Annotated in this window: 27 protein-coding genes; 19 read left to right on the top strand and 8 right to left on the bottom strand. The window is 51.7% G+C overall.

The window, feature by feature from the left end:
* Window positions 1-132: 132 nt before the first annotated feature.
* Window positions 133-1,689, top strand: a complete 1,557-nt coding sequence (locus ATY27_RS04240) for an AbgT family transporter (protein ID WP_208931032.1) — start codon at window positions 133-135, stop codon at window positions 1,687-1,689.
* A 63-nt stretch (window positions 1,690-1,752) separates the two neighbouring features.
* Here ATY27_RS04240 and ATY27_RS04245 read toward each other — a convergent pair whose 3' ends face one another.
* Window positions 1,753-2,778: an ABC transporter permease gene (locus ATY27_RS04245; protein WP_244151301.1), complete on the bottom strand. Its 1,026-nt coding sequence runs from the start codon at window positions 2,776-2,778 to the stop codon at window positions 1,753-1,755.
* Window positions 2,775-3,701 (bottom strand): ABC transporter ATP-binding protein, encoded by a 927-nt coding sequence (locus ATY27_RS04250; RefSeq protein ID WP_208931031.1) that lies wholly within the window; start codon window positions 3,699-3,701, stop codon window positions 2,775-2,777. The genes ATY27_RS04245 and ATY27_RS04250 overlap by 4 nt, the downstream gene beginning before the upstream one ends.
* Window positions 3,702-3,779: 78 nt before the next feature.
* Between ATY27_RS04250 and rsmE the strand changes: the two genes are divergently transcribed.
* The 5 genes from rsmE to ATY27_RS04275 are packed head-to-tail and all read left to right on the top strand — an operon-like array spanning window position 3,780 to window position 6,775.
* Window positions 3,780-4,508, top strand: a complete 729-nt coding sequence (rsmE, locus tag ATY27_RS04255; RefSeq protein WP_208931030.1) for a 16S rRNA (uracil(1498)-N(3))-methyltransferase — start codon at window positions 3,780-3,782, stop codon at window positions 4,506-4,508.
* 12 nt (window positions 4,509-4,520) lie between these two features.
* Window positions 4,521-5,480, top strand: coding sequence for a glutathione synthase (gene gshB / locus ATY27_RS04260; protein ID WP_208933410.1), 960 nt, complete (start codon window positions 4,521-4,523; stop codon window positions 5,478-5,480).
* Between the two features lie 10 nt (window positions 5,481-5,490).
* Complete coding sequence (locus ATY27_RS04265) at window positions 5,491-6,048, top strand: YqgE/AlgH family protein (RefSeq protein WP_279614558.1); 558 nt, start codon at window positions 5,491-5,493, stop codon at window positions 6,046-6,048.
* A 27-nt stretch (window positions 6,049-6,075) separates the two neighbouring features.
* Entirely contained in the window at window positions 6,076-6,492 is a 417-nt protein-coding gene (gene ruvX, locus ATY27_RS04270; protein ID WP_208931028.1) for a Holliday junction resolvase RuvX, read from the top strand.
* Window positions 6,473-6,775 (top strand): DUF1653 domain-containing protein, encoded by a 303-nt coding sequence (locus tag ATY27_RS04275; protein ID WP_244151300.1) that lies wholly within the window; start codon window positions 6,473-6,475, stop codon window positions 6,773-6,775. The genes ruvX and ATY27_RS04275 overlap by 20 nt, the downstream gene beginning before the upstream one ends.
* 49 nt (window positions 6,776-6,824) lie before the next feature.
* Here the strand turns inward: ATY27_RS04275 and ATY27_RS04280 are convergent, their stop codons facing one another.
* Together ATY27_RS04280 and ATY27_RS04285 are read right to left on the bottom strand one after the other, a co-directional pair.
* Window positions 6,825-7,949, bottom strand: a complete 1,125-nt coding sequence (locus ATY27_RS04280; RefSeq protein WP_208933412.1) for a PilT/PilU family type 4a pilus ATPase — start codon at window positions 7,947-7,949, stop codon at window positions 6,825-6,827.
* Between the two features lie 11 nt (window positions 7,950-7,960).
* Window positions 7,961-9,013, bottom strand: coding sequence for a type IV pilus twitching motility protein PilT (locus ATY27_RS04285; RefSeq protein WP_208931027.1), 1,053 nt, complete (start codon window positions 9,011-9,013; stop codon window positions 7,961-7,963).
* Here ATY27_RS04285 and ATY27_RS04290 point away from each other — a divergent pair.
* The 12 genes from ATY27_RS04290 to ATY27_RS04345 all read left to right on the top strand — a co-directional run bounded on the left by ATY27_RS04290 (window position 9,012) and on the right by ATY27_RS04345 (window position 20,360).
* On the top strand, window positions 9,012-9,734 hold the full coding sequence (locus tag ATY27_RS04290; protein WP_244151299.1) for a YggS family pyridoxal phosphate-dependent enzyme: 723 nt from the start codon (window positions 9,012-9,014) through the stop codon (window positions 9,732-9,734). The two genes, ATY27_RS04285 and ATY27_RS04290, sit on opposite strands and share 2 nt — an antisense overlap.
* 4 nt (window positions 9,735-9,738) lie before the next feature.
* Window positions 9,739-10,581 carry a pyrroline-5-carboxylate reductase gene (proC, locus tag ATY27_RS04295; RefSeq protein WP_279614573.1) on the top strand — a complete coding sequence of 281 codons (843 nt, stop codon included), beginning with the start codon at window positions 9,739-9,741 and terminating at the stop codon, window positions 10,579-10,581.
* A gap of 47 nt (window positions 10,582-10,628) precedes the next feature.
* Window positions 10,629-11,174 carry a YggT family protein gene (locus ATY27_RS04300; RefSeq protein ID WP_208931026.1) on the top strand — a complete coding sequence of 182 codons (546 nt, stop codon included), beginning with the start codon at window positions 10,629-10,631 and terminating at the stop codon, window positions 11,172-11,174.
* A 1-nt stretch (window position 11,175) separates the two neighbouring features.
* Window positions 11,176-11,487, top strand: coding sequence for a DUF167 family protein (locus ATY27_RS04305; RefSeq protein WP_208931025.1), 312 nt, complete (start codon window positions 11,176-11,178; stop codon window positions 11,485-11,487).
* Window positions 11,488-11,506: 19 nt separating this feature from the next.
* Window positions 11,507-11,941, top strand: coding sequence for a DUF4426 domain-containing protein (locus ATY27_RS04310; protein WP_208931024.1), 435 nt, complete (start codon window positions 11,507-11,509; stop codon window positions 11,939-11,941).
* 12 nt (window positions 11,942-11,953) lie between these two features.
* The gene (rdgB, locus tag ATY27_RS04315) at window positions 11,954-12,562 is read left to right on the top strand and encodes an RdgB/HAM1 family non-canonical purine NTP pyrophosphatase (protein ID WP_208931023.1); all 609 of its coding nucleotides are present in this window, start codon (window positions 11,954-11,956) and stop codon (window positions 12,560-12,562) included.
* 2 nt (window positions 12,563-12,564) lie between these two features.
* Window positions 12,565-13,728 (top strand): radical SAM family heme chaperone HemW, encoded by a 1,164-nt coding sequence (gene hemW / locus ATY27_RS04320; protein WP_244151297.1) that lies wholly within the window; start codon window positions 12,565-12,567, stop codon window positions 13,726-13,728.
* A gap of 56 nt (window positions 13,729-13,784) precedes the next feature.
* Complete coding sequence (locus ATY27_RS04325; protein WP_208931022.1) at window positions 13,785-15,641, top strand: DUF885 domain-containing protein; 1,857 nt, start codon at window positions 13,785-13,787, stop codon at window positions 15,639-15,641.
* 140 nt (window positions 15,642-15,781) lie between these two features.
* Window positions 15,782-16,750 (top strand): magnesium transporter CorA family protein, encoded by a 969-nt coding sequence (locus ATY27_RS04330; protein ID WP_208931021.1) that lies wholly within the window; start codon window positions 15,782-15,784, stop codon window positions 16,748-16,750.
* Window positions 16,751-16,882: 132 nt separating this feature from the next.
* Window positions 16,883-18,232, top strand: coding sequence for a magnesium transporter (locus ATY27_RS04335; RefSeq protein WP_208931020.1), 1,350 nt, complete (start codon window positions 16,883-16,885; stop codon window positions 18,230-18,232).
* A gap of 92 nt (window positions 18,233-18,324) precedes the next feature.
* Window positions 18,325-19,215 carry a 30S ribosomal protein S6--L-glutamate ligase gene (rimK, locus tag ATY27_RS04340; protein WP_208931019.1) on the top strand — a complete coding sequence of 297 codons (891 nt, stop codon included), beginning with the start codon at window positions 18,325-18,327 and terminating at the stop codon, window positions 19,213-19,215.
* Window positions 19,212-20,360, top strand: a complete 1,149-nt coding sequence (locus ATY27_RS04345; RefSeq protein WP_244151296.1) for a succinylglutamate desuccinylase/aspartoacylase family protein — start codon at window positions 19,212-19,214, stop codon at window positions 20,358-20,360. The genes rimK and ATY27_RS04345 overlap by 4 nt, the downstream gene beginning before the upstream one ends.
* Window positions 20,361-20,379: 19 nt before the next feature.
* Here the strand turns inward: ATY27_RS04345 and ATY27_RS04350 are convergent, their stop codons facing one another.
* The 4 genes from ATY27_RS04350 to ATY27_RS04365 all read right to left on the bottom strand — a co-directional run bounded on the left by ATY27_RS04350 (window position 20,380) and on the right by ATY27_RS04365 (window position 24,102).
* Window positions 20,380-21,072 (bottom strand): DUF2884 family protein, encoded by a 693-nt coding sequence (locus ATY27_RS04350; RefSeq protein WP_208931018.1) that lies wholly within the window; start codon window positions 21,070-21,072, stop codon window positions 20,380-20,382.
* A 187-nt stretch (window positions 21,073-21,259) separates the two neighbouring features.
* The gene (locus tag ATY27_RS04355; RefSeq protein ID WP_244151295.1) at window positions 21,260-22,939 is read right to left on the bottom strand and encodes a FapA family protein; all 1,680 of its coding nucleotides are present in this window, start codon (window positions 22,937-22,939) and stop codon (window positions 21,260-21,262) included.
* Window positions 22,940-23,035: 96 nt separating this feature from the next.
* Window positions 23,036-23,371, bottom strand: coding sequence for a hypothetical protein (locus tag ATY27_RS04360; RefSeq protein ID WP_208931017.1), 336 nt, complete (start codon window positions 23,369-23,371; stop codon window positions 23,036-23,038).
* 62 nt (window positions 23,372-23,433) lie between these two features.
* Window positions 23,434-24,102, bottom strand: coding sequence for a DUF2982 domain-containing protein (locus tag ATY27_RS04365; protein WP_208931016.1), 669 nt, complete (start codon window positions 24,100-24,102; stop codon window positions 23,434-23,436).
* 228 nt (window positions 24,103-24,330) lie between these two features.
* Here ATY27_RS04365 and ATY27_RS04370 point away from each other — a divergent pair, with 228 nt between their 5' ends.
* Complete coding sequence (locus ATY27_RS04370) at window positions 24,331-25,383, top strand: efflux RND transporter periplasmic adaptor subunit (RefSeq protein WP_244151294.1); 1,053 nt, start codon at window positions 24,331-24,333, stop codon at window positions 25,381-25,383.
* Window positions 25,384-25,386 lie beyond the last annotated feature (3 nt).

Raw genomic sequence — 25,386 nt, forward strand, 5'->3', positions numbered from 1 at the left:
TCAACAGGGAGCTTCGGCTCCCTTTTTTTATCTTCACTCAGTAACAAACTGATCACATCTCAGGTTTTTCCTGATTGCTATCTGCCCTTTTAAGCTTTTATAACAAAGGACAAACAACAATTAGGAAACTCTATGTCTACCGATACGACCAAACCCTGGTTGCAGCGCAGTCTTGATGCAATCGAACGCGCGGGCAACAAACTACCCGATCCCGCTGTGTTATTCGCCCTATTTATGCTGGCCGTCTGGCTGATTTCCTGGGCCTTGTCCGGCGTGCAATTCAGCGAAATAGACCCACGTACCGGCAAACCTATTGTCATCGTCGATTTATTAGATGGCGCGGCCTTCACGACTTTTATGAGTAAGATGGTCAGTACCTTCGTCAGCTTCCCACCACTTGGCGTGGTCCTGGTCGCGATGCTGGGTTTGGGCGTTGCAGAACATACCGGTTTTATCAATGCGGGCCTGCGTTCGATTTTAAATGTCACGCCAAAAATGCTGCTGACACCAGTGTTGATTGCCGTTGGTATTTTAAGCCACGTCGCTGTCGATGCCGGTTATGTGCTGGTGATCCCGCTAGGAGCTGTGATTTTTTATGCTGCTGGCCGCCATCCACTGGCTGGTATTGCCGCCGCTTTTGCCGGCGTGTCGGGCGGTTTTTCTGCCAGCCTGTTTGTACCGTCGAGTTTAGACCCGATGCTGGCCGGCCTGACCCAAGCAGCCGCACGCCTCTCTGCTCACCCTTCTGCCGCCGAGATGACCATTAACCCGCTGAATAACTTCTTTTTTACCAGCGCATCTGCTGCTTTAATCATCCTGGTGGGCTGGTTTTTGACCGACAAAGTGATAGAGCCACGGCTGAAACACACGCAAGTTGACGGTGACCCGGCCAGTCTGCCAAAACTGGATGCTTTAACCGATGCTGAGCGTAAAGGCCTGCGCTACGCCACTTTGTCGATGCTGGTGTCCGGCTTGTTATTGATCTGGTCGGCTTCAGCTGCTGATTCGGCTTGGCGCGGCACAGACGGTCTGTTAACCAGCGCAACAGCACCTTTGATGCAGTCCATAGTCAGCATCATCTTTGTGTTTTTCTTAATTCCCGGTGTGGTCTTTGGCTATGTTTCGGGTTCAGCGAACAATCACCGCGCAATAGTCCAGGGCATGAGCAAAGCGATGTCCGGCATGGGTTATTACGTGGTGATGGCGTTTTTCTGCGCCCAGTTTATCTATGCGTTTGGTCAGTCGAATCTCGGCGCATTATTGGCAATCAAAGGTGCGCTGGCACTGAAAGAGCTGGCATTGCCACTGGGTGTGACTCTGGTTGGTATCGTGTTTCTGACCGCATCAGTGAATTTGTTGGTCGGCTCAGCGTCGGCCAAATGGGCACTGATCGGCGCCATTATGGTGCCGATGCTGATGGAACTTGGCGTATCGCCGGATTTAACCCAGGCCGCTTATCGGGTGGGTGATTCTTCAACCAACATTATTACGCCGCTGATGCCGTACTTCCCGCTGATCGTGGTGTTCTGTCAGAAGTACGTGAAATCGACCGGTATTGGTACTTTGATCGCGTTGATGCTGCCATTCTCAGTATGTTTCCTGGTGCTGTGGAGCGCCTTCCTGTTGCTCTATTGGGCGCTGGGCATTCCGCTGGGAATTGGTGCGCATTACACCTTCCCGGCGCTGTAAAAACAAAACCCCTGAAAAGCGCACTGCGATTTTCAGGGGTTTTCGTCACTTGCAGGTAAAAGATTAACGCCCGTCGCCGGCCCAGCGGAACAAAGCTGCCGCCGCCATTAAAAACACCAGACTCATCGCCGCCATCACACCAAGTTGCACACTGACATCGGCAAAACCGGCGCCATCCAGCATTACCGCGCGAGCTGCGCTAACTAAGTGCGTCAGCGGAAACAACTGTGCAAACCATTGCACCGCTGCAGGCGCGCCTTCCAGGCTGAACCAAACGCCGGACAAAATCATCATCGGCCAGCTGGTCATATTCAGCAGTCCACCGGTCAGCTCTTCACTTTGTAAACGGCTGGCAATCAGCAGCGCCAGCGCAATCATCGACAATGCCCCTAAAGCGGCGACCAGCAATAACAGCGCATAACTGCCGAGCATCATCAAACCAAACAGCTGCTGGCAACTGACAAACACTACACCGGCAATTGCCAGCACTATGGCTAAACGCGACACGACCTGAGCGCCGACAAATTCCAGCGCCGTTAAAGGCGTGGCTTGCAGCCGTTTGAGCACCGAGTTTTTCCGGTAGCGCACCAGCACATAACCAACGCCAAACAGACAAGAAAACATCATATTCATGCCAAGAATACCCGGCAGCACAAAATCGACATAACGGATCGCCTGCCCTGTCACCTCTTCCCGCATAGCGCCTGGCCATTGCTGTAACAAGATTTTTTCCACCAGATAGCCTTTGGCCGAATCCGGATTCACCACATAACGCTTTGCTGCTAAATCAAGCACCAGGTCAATCTGATGATGGGCCAGCCGTTGCCGCGCCAGGGCCTCGGCCTGATAAGGCACAAATTCGACAAAACGGGTAGTTAATAGCGGATGTTGCGTCGTATCGAGCACCGTACTTTGCTGTAACACGCCTACTTTATATTCGGCTTTCGGCTCACCGGAAAAGACAAAGGCAAAACCGGCGACTAATAAAAACGGGAACAGTAAATTCCAGCCCAGTGCCGCCCGATCGCGCCAGAACTCAAGATTGCGCGCTTTAAGCACCGCGCTAAAACGTCTGAAATTAAACATCATTCAGCCTCCGTGGTAACACCGCTTAAGGCATGGCCGGTCAGTTTGAGGAACAAATCGTCCAGCGTCGCCGATTTGACTAAAAGGCCTTGCAGCGGCACTTGCTGCTGCAACAACGCCTGAATGCTGTGCTGCACGTCAGGCGTCTGAATGCAGAGCTGTCCGCCCTGCAGCGATGCATGGTGGCCGTCTGGTAAAGACGGAATAAACCCAGGGTCCGGCAGCTGCAGCAAAGCGCCTTCAAAATGCTGGCGCAGCAAAGCCTGTGGCGCTCCTTGTGCAATGATTTGGCCTTTATCGACAATGATCAGGTCATCACATAACTGCTCAGCTTCGTCCATATAATGGGTGGTCAGAATAATGGTCCTGCCCTGCTGTTTAATTTGTTTGATCAGCGTCCAGAAATTACGCCGGGCATGCGGGTCCAGCCCGGTGGTCGGTTCATCCAGAAACAGGATCTGCGGCTGGTTGACCAGCGCTAAGGCCAGCAATAATCGCTGACGCTGCCCGCCGGATAGCTTTTTGTGGTCTTGTGTTAAGAAGTCGCCCAGATCACAGAGCCTGATAAGCTGCTGAATGTCAGCCGGTTGCGGGTAAAATGCAGCAAACATCCGCAGTGTTTCTTCAACGGTCAAAAAATCCTGCAAAGCAGTTTGCTGAAACTGCACTCCGAGTTGCTGAAAATGCTGCCGGCCGGCGATTTCGCCATGATAAAAAATGCTGCCGCTATCAGGTTTGATAATACCTTCAAGCATCTCCAGCGTGGTGGTTTTACCGGCGCCATTGGGCCCAAGTAAACCAAAACATTGACCGGCCTGCACACTGAAACTGAGGTTGTTCACTGCCTTCAGCGCACCATAACTTTTACACAGTTGCGACACCGCCAATACTGCCGGTGCCGCCGATGAGACTTTTTCTACGCCCATACAAGGACTCCTTTCGAGGTACCCTTAGCGCCAAGGGACTGCTACCATAGCAGTTTTTCTGCTGCTGAATCAGGCCTCATGCGAACAATACGTTTATATCAGCCCGGCCCGTTAACACCGGGACAATCTGTGGCGCTCTGTGAAGATGCCGCCAACCACGCCGGAAAAGTCTTGCGAATGCAAGCCGGCGAAGCGCTCGAACTGTTTAATGGTGATGGCAATAATTACGCCGCCGTCATTATCGAAGTTGGCAAAAAGCAGCTGGTTGTCGATATCCAAAGCTCGAGCGAGAATCCGATCGAATCGCCATTGAAGTTACATCTGGGACAAGGTATCTCCCGCGGCGATCGGATGGATTTTGCCATCCAGAAAGCGGTCGAGCTTGGCGTCAGTGAAATTACGCCGCTGTTTACCGAACGCTGTGGCGTTAAACTTGACGCCGAACGTTTGGAAAAAAAGCGCGAACAGTGGCAAAAAATTGTCATCAGCGCCTGCGAGCAGAGCGGCCGCTCGGTGGTGCCACCGGTGCACATGCCCGTCACTCTGGAAAAATGGCTCGGTCAGGCAGACAATTGTCTGAAACTGACCTTGGATCCCTGGACCAACGCCACCATTAAGCAATTATCACCAACGGACCGGCTTAGACTAGTGATAGGTCCGGAAGGCGGCTTCAGTGACCGTGAAGTCGCAGCAACGACTTCAGCCGGTTTTCAGCCGGTACGGCTGGGCCCTCGGGTCCTGCGCACGGAAACGGCCGCACTGACGGCTATCGCTGCATTGCAATTACAACTGGGCGACCTCGCCTGATTAAGGAGTAAGCTGTTGATTAAACTCGGCATCGTGATGGACCCTATCAGCGCCATCAATATCAAAAAAGATTCCAGTTTCGCTATGTTACTGCAGGCGCAAAGCCGCGGTTATCAATTGCATTATATGGAAATGGCCGACTTATACCTGTTAGAGGGGCAGGCCCGCGCCCGCACCCGCCTGTTGAGCGTGGAGCAAAATCCGGCGCGCTGGTATGAATTTCAGGGTGAACAGGACATTGCGCTCTCTGAATTGGACGTGATCCTGATGCGCAAAGATCCGCCGTTTGATACTGAGTTTATTTACGCGACTTATATTCTGGAGCGCGCTGAAGATGCCGGCACGCTGATTGTGAACAAACCGCAGAGCCTGCGCGATGCCAATGAAAAGTTGTATACCAGCTGGTTTGCGCAACATACGCCGAAAACACTGGTCAGCCGCGATGCGGCGCGATTAAAGGCGTTTTATCAGACCGAAGGTGATGTGATCTTAAAACCGCTGGATGGCATGGGCGGCGCATCTATTTTTCGTTTAAAACCGCAAGATCCCAATGTCAGTGTCATACTGGAGACATTAACCGCGCACGGCACTATGTACGCCATGGCGCAGCGTTATATTCCACAGATCGTTGACGGCGACAAACGCGTCTTAGTGGTGAACGGCGAACCGGTACCCTATTGTCTGGCCCGGATCCCGGCCAGCGGCGAAACCCGTGGCAATCTTGCTGCGGGAGGTCGCGGCGAAGCTCGTCCTCTGACCGAAAGTGACTGGGCCATTGCCCGTGCTGTAGGCCCAACACTGAAAGCCAAAGGGTTGATTTTTGTCGGTCTTGATATCATCGGTGACAAACTGACCGAAATTAATGTCACAAGCCCAACCTGCATCCGCGAAATTGAGGCTGCGTTTCCGGTTTCAATTACCGGCATGTTGTTTGATCAGATTGAACTGTTATTACAGGCTAAAAAAGCCTGAGGAGTTCGCCGTGGAAAGTTTACAAAACCACCTGCTGATTGCAATGCCAAGTTTGGATGACCCTTTATTTGGTCGAAGCGTGACCTATATCTGTGAACATAATGCCGACGGCGCCATGGGAATAGTGATTAACCATCCGTTGTCGGTCGATATCGCCAATTTACTGGAACAACTGGAAATCGAGTTTGACGGCGGTTCTGATGCAGCGAAAATGAAGATCTGTGCCGGTGGACCGGTGCAAAATGACCGAGGTTTTGTCTTGCATACTCCAAAAGCTGGTTTTAACAGCAGCATGCAACTAAATCAGGATTTAATGATCACCACCTCAAAGGATATTCTGGAGCAACTGACCACCGAAGCTGCGCCAGACAAATTCATTCTGGCACTGGGTTATGCCGGCTGGAGTCCGGGTCAGCTCGAACAGGAACTCGCCGACAATAGCTGGCTGGTGATACCGGCCGATAACCGGATTATTTTTGACTTGCCGCATGGCGAAAAATGGCAGGGCGCTACGGCCAAACTCGGAATTCAGAGCTGGCAGTTAAGTCCACAGGCAGGACATGCCTGATCGCAGGCCACACTAACAGGAACACAGATGAGTTGTATTCTGGCCTTTGACTATGGCCTTAAAAGTATTGGCGTGGCGGTTGGACAACGTCTGACCGGCACCGCCAGCACGTTAAAAGCATTAAAAGCCGTGGACGGTACACCGGACTGGAATCAGATTGAAGCGCTGATAAAAGAATGGCAGCCAGAACTGGTTGTCGTTGGCCTGCCGCTGAATATGGATGGCACCGAGCAACCATTTACCGCTCGGGTGCACAAGTTTATTAATCGCCTACACGGTCGTTTTGGCGTCAAAGTGCAGGCGCACGATGAACGGCTGACCACCGTCGAATCACGGGCAGAGTTGTTTTCACAGGGCGGATTTAAAAAACTCAGCAAAGACGCAGTCGATTGTTTCTCTGCTAAGTTAATTCTGGAGAGCTGGTTTGAGCAACAACATGGCTGAGTTGCCCTGCCCCGGTTTTTACCGGCACTACAAAGGCCGTTATTACCAACTGCTGGCGCTGGTGCGTCACAGTGAAGAAGATGCGCCTTATGCCCTATATCGCGCATTGTATGGCGATTTTGGCCTGTGGGTGCGACCGCTGCAGATGTTCTGCGAAAATGTCAGTATTGACGGCGAACCAGTAGCACGGTTTAGTTTTGTTGGTACTGAGCCGCCAGCAGGTCTGGTACTGCCGGCAGCGCTGGACAGTGAACATCTCTGGCCGGGTTTGACAGTCATCTGATTAAAAAAACGCGGCTAAAGCCGCGTTTTTCCTGTTGCTTGCCGATGACTCAGCGATCAGGCTTTTCCAGTCCGTCCACTGTGACATTGGCCAAAAAGCCAGCCCCGGCAGTTTCGTTGTTACGCAGTTTAATCATCAATCGTAAGTCATTCGGTGAATCGGCGTGGTGCAGCGCATCGGCGTAACTGATTTGATTGCGTTGATACAGGTCATATAGCGCCTGGTCGAAGGTCTGCATGCCGAGTTCACGCGATTTCGCCATCACCGCTTTAATCTCGTCAATCTGGCCTTTTTTGATGAGATCAGCGACCAATGGTGAGTTGGTCAGCACTTCAATTGCCGCCATCCGTTTTGAGCCATCCGCAGTTGCGATCAGTTGCTGCGCGACAATGCCGCGTAAATTCAGCGCCAGATCAAACATCAGTTTGGCATGCTTTTCTTTTGGTACTAAGTGCAAAATACGGTCAATCGCCTGGTTGGCGTTGTTGGCGTGCAATGTGGCGATACACAAGTGACCGGTTTCAGCAAAACTCAGTGCATATTCCATCGTATCCTGGCTGCGGATCTCACCGATCAGGATCACGTCCGGTGCCTGACGTAATGAACTTTTCAGCGCCGCATCAAAGGATTCGGTATCAATCCCCACTTCACGCTGGGTGATCAGGCTTTTGCCATGGTCATGCACAAATTCAATCGGATCTTCGATAGTCAGAATATGACCGCGGGCGTTTTTATTGCGATAACCAATCAATGCTGCCAACGAGGTGGATTTACCAGTGCCGGTGCCACCAACAAACAACAGCAGGCCACGTTTGGACATGATCAATTCTTTCAGAATCGGCGGCAACCCCAGCTCATCTACATCGGGAATTTTGGTGACAATACGGCGCATTACCATGCCGGCCTGATCGCGCTGGAAAAAAGCCGACACACGAAAACGCCCGGCGTCATTGGCGATGGCAAAGTTACATTCCTTGTGCGTCAGGAATTCATTTTTTTGCTTGTCGTTCATACAAGCCAGCACGATGGCCAGCGAGTCTTCAGCGCTCAGCGGCTCCTGCTCTATGGTCTGCAATTCGCCATTGATTTTCGCCGCCACCGGCATGCCGGCGGTGACAAACATATCCGATGCTTTCACATCGACCATTTTTTGCAGCAGTTTGATTAATTCCATCATATGCTCCGTTAAATCCGGCCCATGGCACCAAAGGCATTTTTGTCCTGCGCTTTAGCCAGGGCATCCTGTTTGGTGATAAGTCCGCGATTGACCAAATTGAGCAGGCACTGGTCCATCGTCTGCATGCCATGCGAGGCGCCGGTCTGGATCACTGAATACATCTGGGCGATTTTGTCTTCGCGGATCAGGTTCCGGATGGCTGGTACCCCAATCATAATTTCATGCGCCGCAATCCGACCGCCGCCGATTTTTTTCAGCAGCGTCTGTGAAATCACGGCGCGCAGCGATTCGGATAACATTGAGCGCACCATCGCTTTTTCCTCGCCAGGGAACACGTCGATGATCCGGTCGATGGTTTTCGGCGCGGATGTGGTGTGCAAAGTGCCAAATACCAGGTGACCGGTTTCAGCCGCGGTCATTGCCAGGCGAATGGTTTCGAGGTCACGCAGCTCACCGACCAGGATCACATCCGGATCTTCCCGCAGCGCTGAGCGCAAAGCGTTAGAGAAACTTAAAGTATCGCGGTGCACTTCCCGTTGGTTGACCAGACAAAGTTTGTTGTGGTGCACAAATTCGATTGGGTCTTCAATGGTCAGAATATGCTCGTGCCGGCCTGTGTTGATGTAATCCACCATCGCCGCCAGTGTGGTCGATTTACCGGAACCGGTCGGCCCGGTCACCAGCACCAGTCCACGCGGGTTTTCGGCGATAGTGCGGAATACATCCGGCGCACCAAGATCATCCAGCGACAATACTTCACTGGGAATGGTGCGGAACACCGCCGCCGCGCCGCGATTTTGCACAAAGGCGTTAACCCGGAACCGCGCCAGTCCCGGCACTTCAAAGGAAAAATCCGACTCCAGCCGCTCTTCGTATTCTTTACGCTGCTTATCCGTCATAATGTCATAGACCAGCGCATGCACGTCTTTGTGCGTCAGCGGTGGAATATTCAAACGACGCACATCACCATCGACGCGGATCAGCGGTGGCACTCCGGCGGACAGGTGCAAGTCCGACGCTTTGTGTTGTACGCTGAACGCCAGTAATTCGGTAATATCCATGACGACATACTCCTGTGTCAGTGAAGAGGCAAATCAGGTTTTGATGCATAACACCATAGCAGAACGCTTACAGACAGCCTACAGGGCGCTTGCAGAAATTCAGTCATCTGATGGCACAACTGCTCAGTTAATCGCCGTCAGTAAAACCAAGCCAGTCAATGACATACGCGAAGCGTATCAGGCCGGACAACGTCAGTTTGGCGAAAACTATGTGCAGGAACTTGCGACAAAAGCGCAGGAACTGGCGGATTTGGCGCAGATCCGCTGGCATTTTATTGGCCCTATACAGTCCAACAAAACCCGCGATATCGCGGTTTACGCCGACGTGGTGCATAGCATTGACCGGCTGAAAATTGCCGAACGTTTGTCCGCCCAGCGCCCGGCCGGCAAAGCGCCGCTGCAGGTACTGCTGCAGGTCAATATCAGTCGCGAGGACAGCAAATCCGGTATTATGCCGGAAGACCTGTTGCCACTGGCACGTCAGATCAGCAATCTGCCGAATATCCAGCTGGCCGGCCTGATGGCAATCCCTGCCCCGGCGGTGAATGGTGACAATCAGCAGGCTTTTGCCGCGATGCAGCAGCTTTCTGCCACGCTTCAGGCAGAATTTCCAGCGGCAGATCAGTTGTCTATGGGGATGTCAGATGACTGGCAACAAGCCGTTCTTTTTGGGGCAACTATGATAAGATTGGGCTCCGCCATTTTCGGCGCGCGCAGTTAACGCGATAACTCTCAGACAACGAATCAACAGCATGAATGACAACACAGTAGCCTTTATCGGCGCCGGCAATATGGCGCGCTGCATCATCGGGGGCATGGTGAACACCGGCTACCCGGCCGCGAACATCATCGCCGCCAATCCAAGCAGGCCAAAACTCGATGCCCTTGCCGCCGATTTTGCCATTGAAGTGACTCAGGACAATCTGCTGGCCGTGCAAAAAGCTGATGTCATTGTCTTGTCGGTTAAGCCGCAGCTGATGGGTGAGGTTTGCCGTCAGCTGATCGCTGGGGTACCTGATATCAGCGAAAAACTTTTTGTTACCGTCGCAGCGGGTTTACCAGTCAGCCGCTATGAAGAATGGCTAGGGCCAGTCCGGCTGATGCGGGCTATGCCCAATACACCATCTCTAGTCGGGCTGGGTGTCACCGGAATTTTTTCCAGTCGTTGCTCTAACTATGAAAAATCTTTTGTCGACAGCATGTTCAGTGCCACCGGTAAAACGGTGTGGCTCGACGAGGAAAGTCAAATCAACGACATTATTGCTGTCACCGGCAGCGCACCCGCCTACTTTTTTTACTTTATGCAAGCGATGACGCAAAAGGCTGAACTGCTCGGTTTTAGCCCGGACGAAGCCCATCAGATGGTGGTCCAGACCGCATTGGGAGCCGCAACGATGGCCGCCCGCTCGCCACTCAGCTTTGCCGATTTACGGGCGCAGGTCACCAGTAAAGGCGGTACGACGCATGAAGCCATTGAAACCATGCGCAATGCCGGCCTCGAATTGCTGGTTGCTGATGCAATGCAGGCAGCGATCCGCCGGGCTGAAGAGATGGCGAATACGCTGTAAACTATTCATTAATATGCCGATTTAACCTGCTCTGACAAGGAAACCGCATGAACAACGCATTTTATTTTCTGCTGGATACTGTTTTTAATCTGTACCTGATGGTGGTGTTATTACGCATTTGGCTGCAGGCCAGCCGCGCTGATTTTTATAATCCGCTCAGCCAGTTTGTTGTTAAAGCAACCAATCCGCTGCTGATCCCACTGCGCCGGATGATCCCAAGTATCGGTAAACTTGACACAGCGGCGCTGGTACTGGCCTTGCTGGTCAGCGCCGGCAAAATGCTGCTCATTCAGCTGCTGCTGGTCGGGCAGCTGAATATTATCGCCCTAATGTCCGGCGCCGTACTGACGACGATAAAAGAAGCATGCAGTCTGCTGTTCTGGGTGTTGATTATCCGCGCGATCCTGAGCTGGTTCTCACAAGGCCGCAATCCGATGGAACTGGTGCTGGTGCAGCTGACTGAACCTTTGTTAGCGCCGGTCCGTAAAGTGATCCCACCGATGGGTGGCCTTGATTTGTCGGTGCTGATTGTGTTGGTCGCGCTGCAATTTCTGCAGATCCTGTTACAGAGCTTTTTTATCGGTATGTTCTGATATGTCATCTACAGCCAGCGCCTGGCGCTGGATCGACGGGGATTTAATCCTGCAGATCTACGTGCAGCCCAAAGCCAGTCGCGACCAGGTGGTCGGTTTACACTGTGATGCAGTGAAAGTGGCGATCACTGCACCGCCTGTCGACGGCAAAGCCAATGCCCATGTGATTAAATTATTGGCGCAGTGGTTTGACGTGGCTAAAAGCCAGATTGAATTAGAACGTGGCGAATTGAACCGGCATAAACAACTGCGGATCCGCCAACCAAAAATAATCCCGGCGGCGCTGACTGCGCTGGGGTTACCACCCGCCTAGTCTTTTCAAGGAGCCTGTGATGAAACTTGTAACTGCGCTGCTCTACCCACTGTTTCTGCTGTTTTTGCTTGGTAGTTTCCCAAGCTTAGCTGACCAAAAACAACAACTTGGCAAATGGGATGTGCATTACATGCTGATGCCAACCACGATGCTGGACGCGGATATCGCCAAAAATTACCAGTTAAGCCGCAGCCGTAATTACCAGCTGCTGAATATCTCGGTGCTCAATACTGCAGACCAAAAAGCGCAGGCGGTTGAACTAAGCGGCACTGCAACCAACCTGGCAGGACAGCGTCAGCAATTGAGCTTTAAACCAGTCAAAGAAGGCGCAGCAATGTATTATCTGGCCGGTGTTGAAGCGCGTTCTGAGCAAAAAATCACCATTGAACTCTCCATTCGTCAGGGTAATGAACTGCAGGTGCTGAAGTTCACCCAGGATGTTTACCCGGAATAACAGGAAGCGGTTATGTTTAAACAACTGGTACTGGCGAGCAGTAACGCCGGCAAAGTGGCTGAACTACAAAGTTTATTGGCCGATTATGGCGTCGAGGTGCTGCCACAAAGCCAGTTTGGCGTGCCGGATGCCGATGAAACCGGCCTTAGTTTTATCGAAAATGCCATTCTGAAAGCCCGGCATGCATCGCGACTGACCGGTTTGCCGGCGATCGCTGACGATTCAGGCCTGGCGGTGCACGCGCTCGGCGGCGCGCCGGGTATTTATTCTGCCCGCTACGCCGCGATGCATGGCCTGGACACTGCGCAAGAAACAAAAGACGCCGCGAATATCCGCTTATTACTGCAGAATATGCAGCAACATACCGACCGCAGCGCTGAATTTCATTGTGTGCTGGCTTTAGTTCAACATGCGGACGATCCGGTGCCGCTGATCGCGCATGGCCGTTGGTCTGGCCAAATCAATCAGCAACAACTCGGCGAAGGTGGTTTTGGTTATGACCCAATCTTCTGGTTGCCAGAGCTTGGGAAAACATCAGCGCAGCTGGCTAAAGCCGAAAAAGCTGCGCTCAGTCATCGTGGCCTGGCGCTGCGGTTATTATTGACGCAATTGCGGGGTTAACGGTGTTACAACTGCCCCCGCTGTCGCTGTACATCCATATCCCTTGGTGCGTACAGAAATGTCCATATTGTGATTTTAACTCGCATGCGGTGAAGCAAGGCATTCCGGAAGCCGAGTATATCGCGCATTTGCTGGCCGATTTGGACCAGGATCTGACACTGGTCCCCAATCGTGCGCTGCATAGTATTTTTATCGGTGGTGGCACGCCCAGCACGTTCAGCGCGGAAGGCATCGCTGCCATCCTGAGCGGTGTGCGCGCCAGAATGGCGTGTGAGCCCAATCTTGAAGTGACGATGGAAGCCAATCCGGGCACCGTCGAAGCCAGCCGCTTTGCCGGCTATGTCGCTGCCGGCTTGACCCGCTTTTCGATCGGTGTGCAGAGTTTTCAGGCCGCGCAGTTGCAGGCACTTGGCCGCATTCATAATCCGGCGCAGGCCCGACGTGCCGCTGAACTGGCCACACAGCTGCGCCAGCAGGGCCTGAACAGCTTTAATCTGGATTTGATGCATGGCCTGCCCGGGCAGGCCGTGTCCGACGCTTTGGCAGATTTACAACAAGCGATTGATTTAAATCCACCGCATTTATCCTGGTACCAACTGACTATTGAGCCCAATACAGCTTTTGCCTCACGCCCGCCAGTGCTGCCGGAAGATGAAGCGCTATGGGATATTCAGGAGCAGGGACATGCGCTGCTGGCCGCGGCCGGCTATCAGCAGTATGAAACCTCGGCCTATAGTAAAACCGGTTATCAATGTGCGCATAATCTGAATTACTGGCGATTTGGCGATTATCTCGGTATCGGTTGTGGTGCCCATGGCAAGATCACTCGTCCGGCCAGCGGTGTAGATGAAACTGCAACTATTGTCCGCACCGTCAAAATCAAACACCCAAAAGGCTATATGGATTTAAGCCGCGGTTATCTTGATAGCAGCACCCCGGTCGAACCCGACGAACTACCTTTCGAATTTTTTATGAATCGCTTCCGCTTACTGGAACCCTGCCCCAAGGCCGACTTTACCGCATATACCGGGTTGTCTGTCGAAACGGTGGCGCCGGCGCTTGCCCGCGCCGTGCAGTTAGGATTAGTTAGCGACACACCACTGCACTGGCAGATCACGCCACATGGCGTGCGTTTCCTGAACGAGCTACTGCAGCTGTTTTTATAACACCAGCGCCTGACTGGTGTTACCCAGTAAAACATGAACAATAACCCGGGGATATCATGACTCTAAAACTTCAACTGCTGACTATTGCAGTCTCAGCTGCCTTATTGACGGGCTGTAATAAAGCACCGGAACAGACGGCTAACCCGGCAGCACCAGCCGCGGCCACGCAAGCTGCGCCTGCCACAGCACAAACCGAATCTGCCAAGGCCAATGCGTTTTTTGACCAATATTTCATGGATGCAGCCGCCCTAAGCCCGATGGCATTGACCCAGCTTGGCATTAAACAGGATTACGACAAGTGGGACCAGCTGACCGACGAGCAAAGTGACAAAGAGCTGGCGCTGACGAAAAAAGCCTTAGCCGATCTGGCGCAATTTGATGTCGCGAAACTGGATACCCAGACAGCACTAAGTTATCAGCTGTTTAAACAGCAACTGGAACAGGATATCGCCAACGATAAATGGCGTTATTACAACTATCCGGTCAATCAAATGTTTGGCATGCATTCCGGCGTGCCTTCTTTACTGATTAACCAACATCAGATTGAAAACGAATCAGACGCTAAAGCCTATATCGCGCGGTTAAACGGCATTCCGCAGCTGTTCAAACAACTGGAAGCTCAGCTGACCAAACGCGCCGAGCTGGGGATTATTCCACCGAAATTTGTGTTTCCACTGGCGATCGCGGCCAGTCAGAACATCATCAAAGGTGCGCCTTTCAGCACCGGTGCAGACAGTACTTTGCTGGAAGATTTTCGCAATAAAGTCAACAAGCTGACGCTGGAAGATGCTGCCAAACAGTTACTGATTAAAGAAGCGGAAGTGGCGCTGACCAGCAGCGTAAAACCAGCCTATGAAAGCCTGATTGCCTATTTAACCGCCCAGGAAAAACAAGCCGGTACTGACGACGGTGTCTGGCGTTTTAAAGACGGTGAAGCCTTTTATAATATGGCGCTCGAACGCACTACCACCACGAAAATGACGGCAGAAGAAATTCATCAGCTCGGTGTGGCCGAAGTCGCACGCATTCATGATGAAATGAAAGCCATCATGCAAAAGGTTGGTTTTAAAGGCGATTTACATGCGTTTTTCGCTTTTATGCGCGACGATGCCCAGTTCTATTACCCGGACACTGCCGAAGGCAAAGCCGCCTATTTAGCCGAAGCGACCCGGCTGATTGACCATATGAAATCGCAGCTTGACAGCCTGTTCCTGGTCAAACCCAAAGCAGACCTGATCGTCAAAGCGGTAGAACCATTTCGTGAAGAGTCCGCCGGCAAAGCTTTTTATCAGCAGCCGTCAATGGACGGCAAAAGACCAGGTACTTATTACGCCAATCTGCATAACATGAAAGATATGCCGAAGTATCAGATGGAAGCGCTGGCTTACCATGAAGGTATTCCGGGCCACCATATGCAGATCGCCATCGCCCAGGAATTAGGTGATATGCCGAAATTCCGTAAGTTTGGCCGTTATACCGCCTATATCGAAGGTTGGGGTCTGTACACTGAGTTACTGCCAAAAGATATCGGCCTGTATCAGGACCCGTACTCTGACTTCGGCCGGTTGGCGATGGAACTGTGGCGCGCCTGCCGTCTGGTGGTGGATACCGGTATTCATGCGAAAAAATGGACCCGCGAACAGGCTATCCAGTACCTGGCGGACAACACCCCCAACGCCCGCACCGAAGCGGAAAATGCCATCGAGCGCTATATCGTGATGCCTTCTCAGGCCACCGCGTACAAGATCGGCATGATTAAAATTGTTCAGCTGCGCGATAAAGCAAAAACAGCCTTGGGTGACAAATTTGATATCCGCGAATTCCACGATGTGGTGCTGAAAAACGGTGCAGTACCGCTGGACGTGCTGGAATCACTGGTGGACGCCTATATCAAAGGTAAACAAAGCGCGTAAATTTACCGGTTTTATCCACTATGAAATAAGCCCTGGCCAACTGCCGGGGTTTATTTTTAGCGCACGCCAGACTAACTTGTGCTGGTCCAGGCGCGCGGAACTGCTTATGCTGGGCGCAGAATAAGCAAAAAGGACGATGCATGCTGATCCTGCATTTATATAATCCGGAAACCAACGCCTGGCAATCCGGCGATCTGAACTTGCTCCAACTGCCGCTGCATGGCGACCAGAAAGCCTGGATCGACTTATCGGCCGCCAGTTATGCTGAACAACAACAAGTACTGAACCACTTTCAAATCCACCCGGTGATAGCCGAGGATTATCTACGCGAGCGTCACCCACCGAAACTCGAAGCCTACGATGGGTTTACATTATTGATTTTACGGGCTTTTGCCGGTGAAAGCTTCCACGAGTATCCAGGCCATGCCCAGCTGTCGCTGCTATTCTCCAATCAGGTGCTGCTTTATAAATGTCAGCTGCCAGAGGAAGCGGGTCATTACAAAGTCCAGGCATTCGATGTGAACCGACCAGTGACTCCAATCAAAGAATGGGTAAAAAGCTACATCCACACAGTGTCAGCCAGCTATTTGGAAAAATTAATCAATTTTGAAGATGAACTCGGTGAATTTGAAGACGCAATGCTCTCTCACGGCGATGACCATAAAATGAGCCGGATCATGCGGTTCCGATCCGTATTCCGTAAACTTGACCGTAACCTCGCTTATCAGAAAGACATGTTCGCCGACCTGCTGACTCCGGATGACGGCGACGCTGGTGTGATGTCGCAATTTGAACCGGTTGAACTCAGAGATTTTTATGAAAAGTTCGAGCGGTTACATTCCATGACTCAGATGTATTACGACCAACTTGGCGATCTGGTCAGCAGTTATATGTCGACCTCTTCTCATCAAATTAACGAACGGATGAAAGTGCTGACGATGGTCTCTACGGTGTTTATTCCGCTGACCTTTATTGTTGGTATTTATGGGATGAACTTCGACCATATGCCGGAATTGCACATGCCTTTGGGGTATTTCTGGACGCTGGCCGGCATGGCGGTGATTGCGCTTGGCATGTTACTGAGTTTTAAAATTAAACGCTGGTGGTAACGGTTCTCCGGCGACAAACTCGAAAAATGCTGTTGAATTGACTATAAAAATGTTACTGAGCTGCGGTATCATCCGCAGCAATTTTTGACCCACCGGACTCTGTAGCTTAGTCCTGTCGACAAGGCCCTGATTATGGCTGAAAACCAGCTGCTGGATATCGAAGAGATTGTCCGCGACAGTTTTGACGAGCAGGAAGCCGAACTGCTTGGGGAAAAACTCAGCCAGCTGGAGCCGGAAGCGATCGCTGTCGCGCTTGAAGCCATGCCATTGGAGCAGCGGCTCAGCACCTGGCTTGGCCTGCATCCGGACGAGCAGATCCATGCGCTCGGTTATATGCGCGAAGACGCGCGTGAAAATATCTTTAAACAACTGCCTGATGCCGCGCTGACTGAGCTGGTGGCGCGGATGGATGTGGACGATCTGATTGAGCTGCTGGATGAACTGCCAGACGCGGTCTATCAGGCGGCCTGCTCTAAACTCGATGCCAGCGAAAAACTCTGGCTGGCGACCGCCCTCGCTTATACCGACGATCAATGTGGTCGCTACGCCGATCACGATGTACTGACAATCCGCAACAATGCCAAAGTGCGGGATGCGGTACGGATGTTTAAAAAGCTCAATGAAGATGCCGAATATCAGGACTCCGTAATGGTCGTTGATCGCACCGGTCGTTATGTCGGTCAGCTGCACGGTACTCGCCTGTTAGGCGCGCCTTCGCATTTACCGGTTGTTGAGTTTATTGATGAAGACGCGCCGATGGTCGAAGGGGAAATGGATCTCGACACCGGTTCTGATATCGTTGCCCGCTCAGGTTATAGCGCCCTGGCCGTGATAGACGATGAAGGCAAACTGCTCGGACGTATTTCGATTGGTGAAGCGCTGGAGAATGTGCGCAGAAGCCTCGAAGGCCAGTTTATGCATACAGCAGGTCTCGATGAACACGAAGACTTATTTGCTCCGGTCGTGTCCAGTGCTAAAAGCCGTGCCGTCTGGCTTGGCATCAATTTATTGACCGCTTTTCTCGCCGCCTGGACTATTGGCTTGTTTGAAGCCACTTTACAACAACAGGTCGCCTTGGCCGTGTTAATGCCGATTGTTGCCAGTATGGGCGGCATCGCTGGCAGCCAGACGTTGACGTTAATCATCCGCGGTCTGGCACTGGGGCAAATCACACCACAAACCTATTGGGCTTTGATGCGCAAGGAGTTGGGGGTTGGGCTGATTAACGGCGTATTATGGGCGATTGTAATTTGTGCGGTGACCTATCTGTGGTTTGGCGATTGGATCATCGGAATGGTTATTGCGCTGGCTATCGTCATCAATATCCTGGTCGCAGCATTTTCCGGTGTATTAATCCCGGTCTGGCTGGAAAAGGCCCGGATTGACCCGGCCTTGTCTGGCTCAGTGATCTTAACCACGGTGACCGATGTCATCGGCTTTTTTGTATTTCTGGGACTTGGTTCTTTACTGCTGGTGCCATAGATCTGCAAAATGGCTGGCAACTTTCCCGCTTTTAAAAAACCCGTCTAGAATCAGGCAATTCCTGATCAGTCTTTGCGAGCTTCGGAGTCCGCATGAAAATTGCTGTATTATCCCGTAACGCTGAGCTGTACTCCACCCGTCGCCTGGTGGATACAGCATTAGCACGCGGTCATCAGGTCGAAGTCATAGATCCGACCTTGTGTTATATGAACATCAACCATAACGCATTGTCCATCCATTACCGCGGCACGGCATTAGAGGGCATTGATGCGGTGATCCCACGCATTGGCGCATCCATCACCTTTTATGGCAATGCCGTGCTACGTCAGTTTGAAATGATGGGCGTATATTGCCTGAATACCGCTGACGCGATCAGCCGTGCGCGCGACAAACTCAATTCAATGCAACTGATGGCTCGGGAAGGTATTGGCTTGCCGGTCACCGGTTTTGCCGATAAACCCGGCGACATTCCGGACCTGATTGAAATGGTCGGCGGAGCCCCACTGGTGATTAAATTACTCGAAGGCACTCAAGGTATCGGTGTTGTATTAGCCGAGACCCGCACGGCCGCAGAGAGTGTGATTGAAGCCTTTATGGGCCTCAATGCCAATATTCTGGTGCAGCAGTACATCAGCGAAGCCAAAGGCGCCGACATCCGCTGTTTTGTCGTCGGCAATAAAGTTGTAGCCGCGATGAAACGTCAGGCCAAAGCCGGTGAGTTTCGCTCGAATCTGCATCGCGGCGGCACTGCGACTGCGGTAAAACTCAGCACTGCAGAGCGAAAAACCGCGCTGCAGGCGGCAAAGTGTATGGGGCTTGCTGTCGCCGGCGTCGATATCCTGCAATCCAAAGAAGGTCCAGTCGTGATGGAAGTCAACAGCTCACCTGGCCTGGAGGGGATCGAAGCAGCTACAACGGTTGACGTAGCCGGTGCGATTCTGGATTATCTGGAAAGCCAATACCAAAAACATCAGGAACGATGATGACTGCACCTGCTGATCTGCCGGATATCGTACCAGACATTGTGGCGGATCTGACCGTTGAACCATCGCCGGACCAGGCATCACCCTCACCAGTCACACCGGTGCAGGCTGATTTTGTACTCGGCAACAGTCAAATCGCGCCAGGGCAACGGATGGTCGTTGATATCCCGTTTGGCAAACTCTATACCCATACCGAACTGAATATCGGTGCGCATGTCATTCACGGCAAAAGACCGGGGCCGGTTCTGTTAATTACCGCCGCGTTACATGGTGATGAAATTAATGGTGTGGAGATCTGCCGGCGTTTGTTGCGCTTGCCGCGGCTGAATAATATTAAAGGCACCTTGATTGTGGTGCCGATTGTCAACACTTATGGTTTTGTGCAGCAAAGTCGTTATCTGCCCGATCGACGCGATTTAAACCGCAGCTTTCCCGGCAGTGAAAAGGGCTCACTCGGCAGCCGGATGGCCTGGCAATTTACCGATCGGATCTTAAAAAAATCGACGCATGTCATTGATTTACACACTGGCGCCATTCATCGCAGCAATTACCCGCAAGTGCGTGCAACGTCGAAAGACAAAGTATCGCTGCGCATGGCCGAAAGTTTTAATGCCCCCATCATCATCAAGGCAGCCAGTCGCGACGGCACTATGCGTGGCACCGCGAATGGCATGGGCATTCCAATTATTTTGTATGAAGCCGGCGAAGCGCTGCGGTTTGACGAGCAAGCCATCAATATCGGTGTACGGGGTATTGTCAATGTGATGCACAGTCTCGGCATGCTCAGAACGCTGAAACGTCAGCAGAAAACCGGGTCGTTATTTTCAAAGAAAAGTAGCTGGATCCGCGCCGAACACGACGGGATCGCCCGGTATTATCAGGGCCTCGGTCAAATTGTGACGGCTGGAGATGTGCTGGCTCATATCTATTCGCCGTATTCTGATTTTGAAGTGGCAGTCCATGCACCATTCAGTGGCATTATCATTGGCCGCAACAACCTGCCGTTAGTCAATGAAGGCGAAGCGCTGTTTCATATCGCTGAAGTCAGCGAACTGGCAGAAGCCGAAAAAACGTTGGATGCCATTAGTGATGAAGTGGATAACGCCATGCCGGCGGTGCTTGGCAACGATTATGGGGTGGTCTGAGCCACCCACTGGTTTTGATTTATTTAGCGATCACCACGTCATATGCGGCGAGGCCCGGCACCCGTTGTTGCAGCTGTGTTTCGATTTGGTCAAGTTCAACCAGACGATTACAGAACAGCGCTGATTTCGCTTCCAGTTCATCTGCTTTGGCATCCAGACCTAAGTTGATTTTATCAACCAGTTGCTCGACCGGTTGCCAGTCGCGGCTGTCATTCAGTTCAAAGTTATCGTCGGTCTGTTGCAACGCATCCCGCAGCGCCTGCCACACTGCACCAACGGTGTTTTTTGCCAGATTATTCAGATTTTCCTTTAATTCACCGTGTAAGAAAGCGTCCATTTCATTCAGGCTTTGCGGCGCCAGGTAAAAGTGTTCGCCACTGCGGACAAAACGCGACATGATTTGATAAGTGGTTTCACGTACCAGCGCCTGCCATTCTTCCTGCTGGGCTTTGTTCCCTACCCCAACCAGCATACTCTCGATCGCTTGCAAACCAAGTTCCATACTATCTACAGCTATCCCAACCACTTGCGGCACAAATTTGCGCATGCCATGACTGTATTTTTGTAATACCCGGATATCTTCAGCAGACAACTGCTGCAGTTCGCCCTGAATAAACAGCTGTTGGTCATTATTGATTTGGTATTGGGTACGGTCAGCGGTTTGGATGCGGATTTGGTCTGGGGAGATCAGGATGCCGTGGCGAAAGGCCATCTTGCATTCGCTGGCCTGCGTCCAGAGTGGCAGTAAAATCAGGCCTGTTAAGCACAACCACTTTATATTCACTTCAAATCACAATTCAGCAAGGTAACAATATCATCACAGCATACCATACGCGGGCACAACAGAACGGTTGGCAGAGCCGTGAAAGTCGCAGCCTGCGGTCCGTTGGTCGGTTTTCTCAGCTGACCCAGGGCTCAATGCTCAACCGTGTTTCCTGTTGCAGGATCTTACTGGGACCATATTCCCGTTTCACCGGCAAGACTTCAGTGCCCAGTTTAAATTCGATGCCGGCGAACATCTGCTGCTTCACCAGCACCAGTACTTCGGTCATTTTGCTGAGCCGGTCAACTTCGAGCAGTTTCACGTCTTCTATCAACGCCAGTGCGATAGCTTTTTGCGCTTCAAAATCTTCCACCAGGTATTTCATCTGTTCCACTGCAGCTTCCGACCGTTCCTGTTGCTTCATTTGTTCGACGCTTTGACGGATCTGCTCCATTTCCTGTTTGACCATGGCGATGTTCTGCTTCAGTGCCTGCTGTTTTTCCAGGATCGGATCAATACGACGGTTCAAATTAATCTGTAAGGCGCTTTCTGAAGGAGCACCTAAAATACCGGCTTTCAGACCAAAATCCAGCAAAAAACTGCCACCGACAATTTTGCCATTGAGCTTATCTTCCGTGCCGGCGATCACACTGCGTGCATTCACATCACAATGATTAATTTGTTTCGTTGCCTGAAAATCGCCTTGGCATTCAATGCGCGCATATTGGGCCAACGTACATTGGATACTGCCTGCTGCCCGCACCACGGTGCTGAAATTTTCCAGACTGTTATCCTGTGCCGAAAACTGATGGCCAATAATGGCACCGCCAATATGCACGTCGCCACCAGATTCAATCAGTGATCCTTCGGCCATGCCCTTGATAAAAATATTGCCACCGGCAATCACTTTCATACTTTCAGTCACATCGCCGTTAATAATGACGGAACCTTTGAACTGAACATGACCGGTCGACAAATCTACTTTTTTTACCGCGTAGACTTCATCAACTGCCGCTCCGGCATCTAATACCCGTGGCATACCATCCCGACTGGCAATCAGCACATCTGCGTCGGTTGGGCTGACTTCAGTCCCTTCACCCGGCTTCCATTCGACCTGTTGGCCCGGAGGTGCCAGGGTAATATCACCGCGAACGGAAACACCGTCTGCGCCTTTAGTTGGTGGACGGCGTCTGATTACGGGATCTCCAATACGAACCGAGGGGATCACACCAAAGTCACGCAAATCGACTTTTGACTCGCTGACCTGCAAAGGCCTGTTGGGACGAACAGTCAGCCCTTCTACCAAGGCCTCAAAACTGGCGTTCTGACCTGGCTGCATCACGCGGCCAATCGCAATTATCTGTTGTAATTTACTGCCGGGCTCCGCACGGCTGGCAGTGCCAACCAGCTGCACGATCGCCTCTTTCTGAAATCCAAAGCTAACGCCGGCTTCTTGTGCAGCTTTGACCAGATCATTTGCTGATACAGGTGCGCCGCCCCAGGCAGCAACAATTTCAGCCACGGCAGACATCGAGTCGGCAGCAATTTGAATGGTCAATACGGCATTGCGGCGCTCAGCAATTTTACGCCGGACCACGACACCTTCTTTAAGTTTGTTCAGCTTGATATCGTTTTGCAGCGCCTGATAATCAGACAATAACTGGTTAATTTGTTCGGTGAGAATAAAACAACGGGCGTAGCCTGCTTCCTGCAAAGCGTCACGGACAGCCTGCTCGGTTAGATCATACAATCCGACTGCAACCCGTACTTCGACGAAGTCTTCATCTTTGCTGAATTGCATTGCTACTTTATTCACGACAACATCACATGAAAGAAACTGATTGTGGCGTTACTGAAACAAAAAACGGGCATGAATGCAAGCGATTGTGCGTTCAGGCCCGTTGAAATACGGTCAGATATAGTTTTCCTGATGAACACGGATAAACAGATCAGTGCCGATTTTGGTGTAGTCGATTTTATATTCTTTGTTGTTCAGTGCCTGCACAAACAATAATGTTTTGCTTTCACCAAACACATCTGAACTGCCGATATCGACCAGTTCCATATAACGTTCTTTTGCTTCAACCCGATTTGCCGGCACTTCTTCTTCAAATTTTTTCACGCCGGTGCGGGATACGATGACTACCGGGTCGGTATCACCATTGATAATCACTAAATCGAGTTTTTTCTGTTTGTGGATAATGGTATTACGACCACTGACCAGAAAAGGTCTTTCATATGTACTCATCTGTGCATTCACCAAATCTGCAAGGAAGTTTTTTGCATTATGAACCAGCAGTTGGGGTGTGTCTAGCCGTTGTTTTCCTGAGTAAAATTCAACCGCTGCCGATTGATAAACAGGCAAAATTCACTGACGCTGCAATTAGCCAGATCTGCAGGGATCAGCAGGTCAGCCTGCACAAACTGCCGCAGATGCACCATGCGCTGGGCGAACATCGCCTGCACGCCTTTGTATAGCCGCGTTTTACTGCGATAGGCACTGACATCGGTCAGATAGTCGCTGACACAGCGCCCGTCAGGACAACCGCCCCCCGCCGCCGCTATCAGCAAACCACGTTGTTCTATCAATAACCGTACGGCCAGCCGCAAAGGGATAGCCGTCAGAATTTGGTCGTAATCCAGCACCCGCACCCCAATCCAGGCCATTTCACGGCCCTGCAACGTCACTTGCTGGACCTGCCCCAAACAACTCCATGGAATAAACCAGCTGCCGCGTGGGTGAAAATAACGCAAACCATCGGCTGTAGTTTCTGCCAGCAAAACCGGTGCACGGAGTTTCATGATGCCGACATAAGCAGCAACGAGGGTCAACAGGAACCACAACACCCAGCCTTGGGCCGCCATCAAATCAGCACGGACTGCCAGCAACAACATCCCCGCCAATAACATCGCCGCAGCCGTCAGAAACAACGTCGCACCACCTTTGGCCGAGGCAGCATAAAACTGACGGTGTGTCATAGCGATTGCATATACCAATACATTAACAAGCTCATCAGAATGGTCCAGACCAGGTAAAACCGAATCATTCTGCAGCGTTCGCACTTTTTGTCCGCCATTTCATCTCCTGAATTTTCGCGCTGATACGACCAATCGACCTCATACTGCGATAACGCCGACATCTAATACAGAACGGATTCCCTACAATACATCAGTTTTTGATGAAATATATGGACCGGAGTTCTGACATTGATTAACCATTCACGCCTGATTTGGATCATTTTTTTATTGCTGGCTGGCTTTATGTTGTATTTATTCTTTCAAACAACAGGGCCGCAAGACCAAAGTCGACGGACTGAGAACCAAATTTATGTCAGCACCAGTAAAGTTCAAAGCGCATTACTGACCCGAAAAGTTGACGCTCTGGGCACGGCACTGGCTTATGATTCCGCCCGTATCGTCAATGCCAGCAGTGATTATCTGATTGAACTGAATATCCGGGAAGGTCAGCCGGTGAAAAAAGGTGATTTAATCGCCCGTTTTAATGATACCGAAGAGCGCGCCCGCATTGCTGAATTGAAGGCCCTGATGACGGAGCAAAACCGCCAGTTAGCGCGGCTGAAAAACTTAACCCGGACCCAGGCCAGCGCACAGTCGTTGCTCGACGAACAGCAAGCCAAAGTCAATGCCACCCGCGCCCAGCTCGACGCACTCGAAGCCCGGCTCAATGAACTGGTGATCCACGCGCCGTTTGACGGTGTGCTGGGGTTACGTCAGGTCAGTAATGGCGCCTACCTCGCCACAGGCACTGAACTGACCACACTGGACGATATCAGTAAAATCCGCGTTGAATTTAATATCGCTGAACGTTATCTGGCAGCATTGCAAACCGATATGGTTATCCTCGCCGACAACATTGCCTATCCCGGTTTTGCTTTTCAGGGCAAGGTAAAGGCCATTGACCCACGGATTGACCCGGTGACCCGCTCGGTGAAAGTCCATGCCGTGATCGACAATGCCGATTTGAAACTGCGCCCGGGCATGCTGCTGAATGTGCATGTTGAACTGGCCAAAGCTGAGGTCGTGCAAATCGCTGAAAAAGCCGTGATGCCGCTGCAAAGCAAACATTATGTGTTTGTGGTCGAGGCTGAAAATAAAGTCCGCCAGGTGGAAATCATCCCCGGCCAGCGTTTACCGGGCCTGGTTGAGGTCATATCGGGTCTTAAAGCCGGCGATGAAATTGTCACAGAAGGTAGCCAGAAGCTGCGCACCGGCGTGGTGATCACGCGGTCGGAGCCATAAACC

It is taken from the genome of Rheinheimera sp. F8 (assembly GCF_001518915.1).

Excerpts from the sequence above, each read along its gene's own strand:
- rdgB (WP_208931023.1), top strand. The coding sequence starts at position 11,954 with ATGTTTAAACAACTGGTACTGGCGAGCAGTAACGCCGGCAAAGTGGCT.
- ATY27_RS04240 (WP_208931032.1), top strand. The coding sequence starts at position 133 with ATGTCTACCGATACGACCAAACCCTGGTTGCAGCGCAGTCTTGATGCA.
- ATY27_RS04360 (WP_208931017.1), bottom strand. The coding sequence starts at position 23,371 with ATGAGTACATATGAAAGACCTTTTCTGGTCAGTGGTCGTAATACCATT.
- rimK (WP_208931019.1), top strand. The coding sequence starts at position 18,325 with ATGAAAATTGCTGTATTATCCCGTAACGCTGAGCTGTACTCCACCCGT.
- ATY27_RS04250 (WP_208931031.1), bottom strand. The coding sequence starts at position 3,701 with ATGGGCGTAGAAAAAGTCTCATCGGCGGCACCGGCAGTATTGGCGGTG.
- ATY27_RS04350 (WP_208931018.1), bottom strand. The coding sequence starts at position 21,072 with ATGGCCTTTCGCCACGGCATCCTGATCTCCCCAGACCAAATCCGCATC.
- ATY27_RS04365 (WP_208931016.1), bottom strand. The coding sequence starts at position 24,102 with ATGACACACCGTCAGTTTTATGCTGCCTCGGCCAAAGGTGGTGCGACG.
- ruvX (WP_208931028.1), top strand. The coding sequence starts at position 6,076 with ATGAGTTGTATTCTGGCCTTTGACTATGGCCTTAAAAGTATTGGCGTG.
- ATY27_RS04290 (WP_244151299.1), top strand. The coding sequence starts at position 9,012 with ATGACGACATACTCCTGTGTCAGTGAAGAGGCAAATCAGGTTTTGATG.
- ATY27_RS04285 (WP_208931027.1), bottom strand. The coding sequence starts at position 9,013 with ATGGATATTACCGAATTACTGGCGTTCAGCGTACAACACAAAGCGTCG.
- rsmE (WP_208931030.1), top strand. The coding sequence starts at position 3,780 with ATGCGAACAATACGTTTATATCAGCCCGGCCCGTTAACACCGGGACAA.
- ATY27_RS04305 (WP_208931025.1), top strand. The coding sequence starts at position 11,176 with ATGTCATCTACAGCCAGCGCCTGGCGCTGGATCGACGGGGATTTAATC.
- ATY27_RS04245 (WP_244151301.1), bottom strand. The coding sequence starts at position 2,778 with ATGATGTTTAATTTCAGACGTTTTAGCGCGGTGCTTAAAGCGCGCAAT.
- ATY27_RS04300 (WP_208931026.1), top strand. The coding sequence starts at position 10,629 with ATGAACAACGCATTTTATTTTCTGCTGGATACTGTTTTTAATCTGTAC.
- ATY27_RS04280 (WP_208933412.1), bottom strand. The coding sequence starts at position 7,949 with ATGGAATTAATCAAACTGCTGCAAAAAATGGTCGATGTGAAAGCATCG.
- ATY27_RS04325 (WP_208931022.1), top strand. The coding sequence starts at position 13,785 with ATGACTCTAAAACTTCAACTGCTGACTATTGCAGTCTCAGCTGCCTTA.
- ATY27_RS04335 (WP_208931020.1), top strand. The coding sequence starts at position 16,883 with ATGGCTGAAAACCAGCTGCTGGATATCGAAGAGATTGTCCGCGACAGT.
- ATY27_RS04330 (WP_208931021.1), top strand. The coding sequence starts at position 15,782 with ATGCTGATCCTGCATTTATATAATCCGGAAACCAACGCCTGGCAATCC.
- ATY27_RS04310 (WP_208931024.1), top strand. The coding sequence starts at position 11,507 with ATGAAACTTGTAACTGCGCTGCTCTACCCACTGTTTCTGCTGTTTTTG.
- ATY27_RS04345 (WP_244151296.1), top strand. The coding sequence starts at position 19,212 with ATGATGACTGCACCTGCTGATCTGCCGGATATCGTACCAGACATTGTG.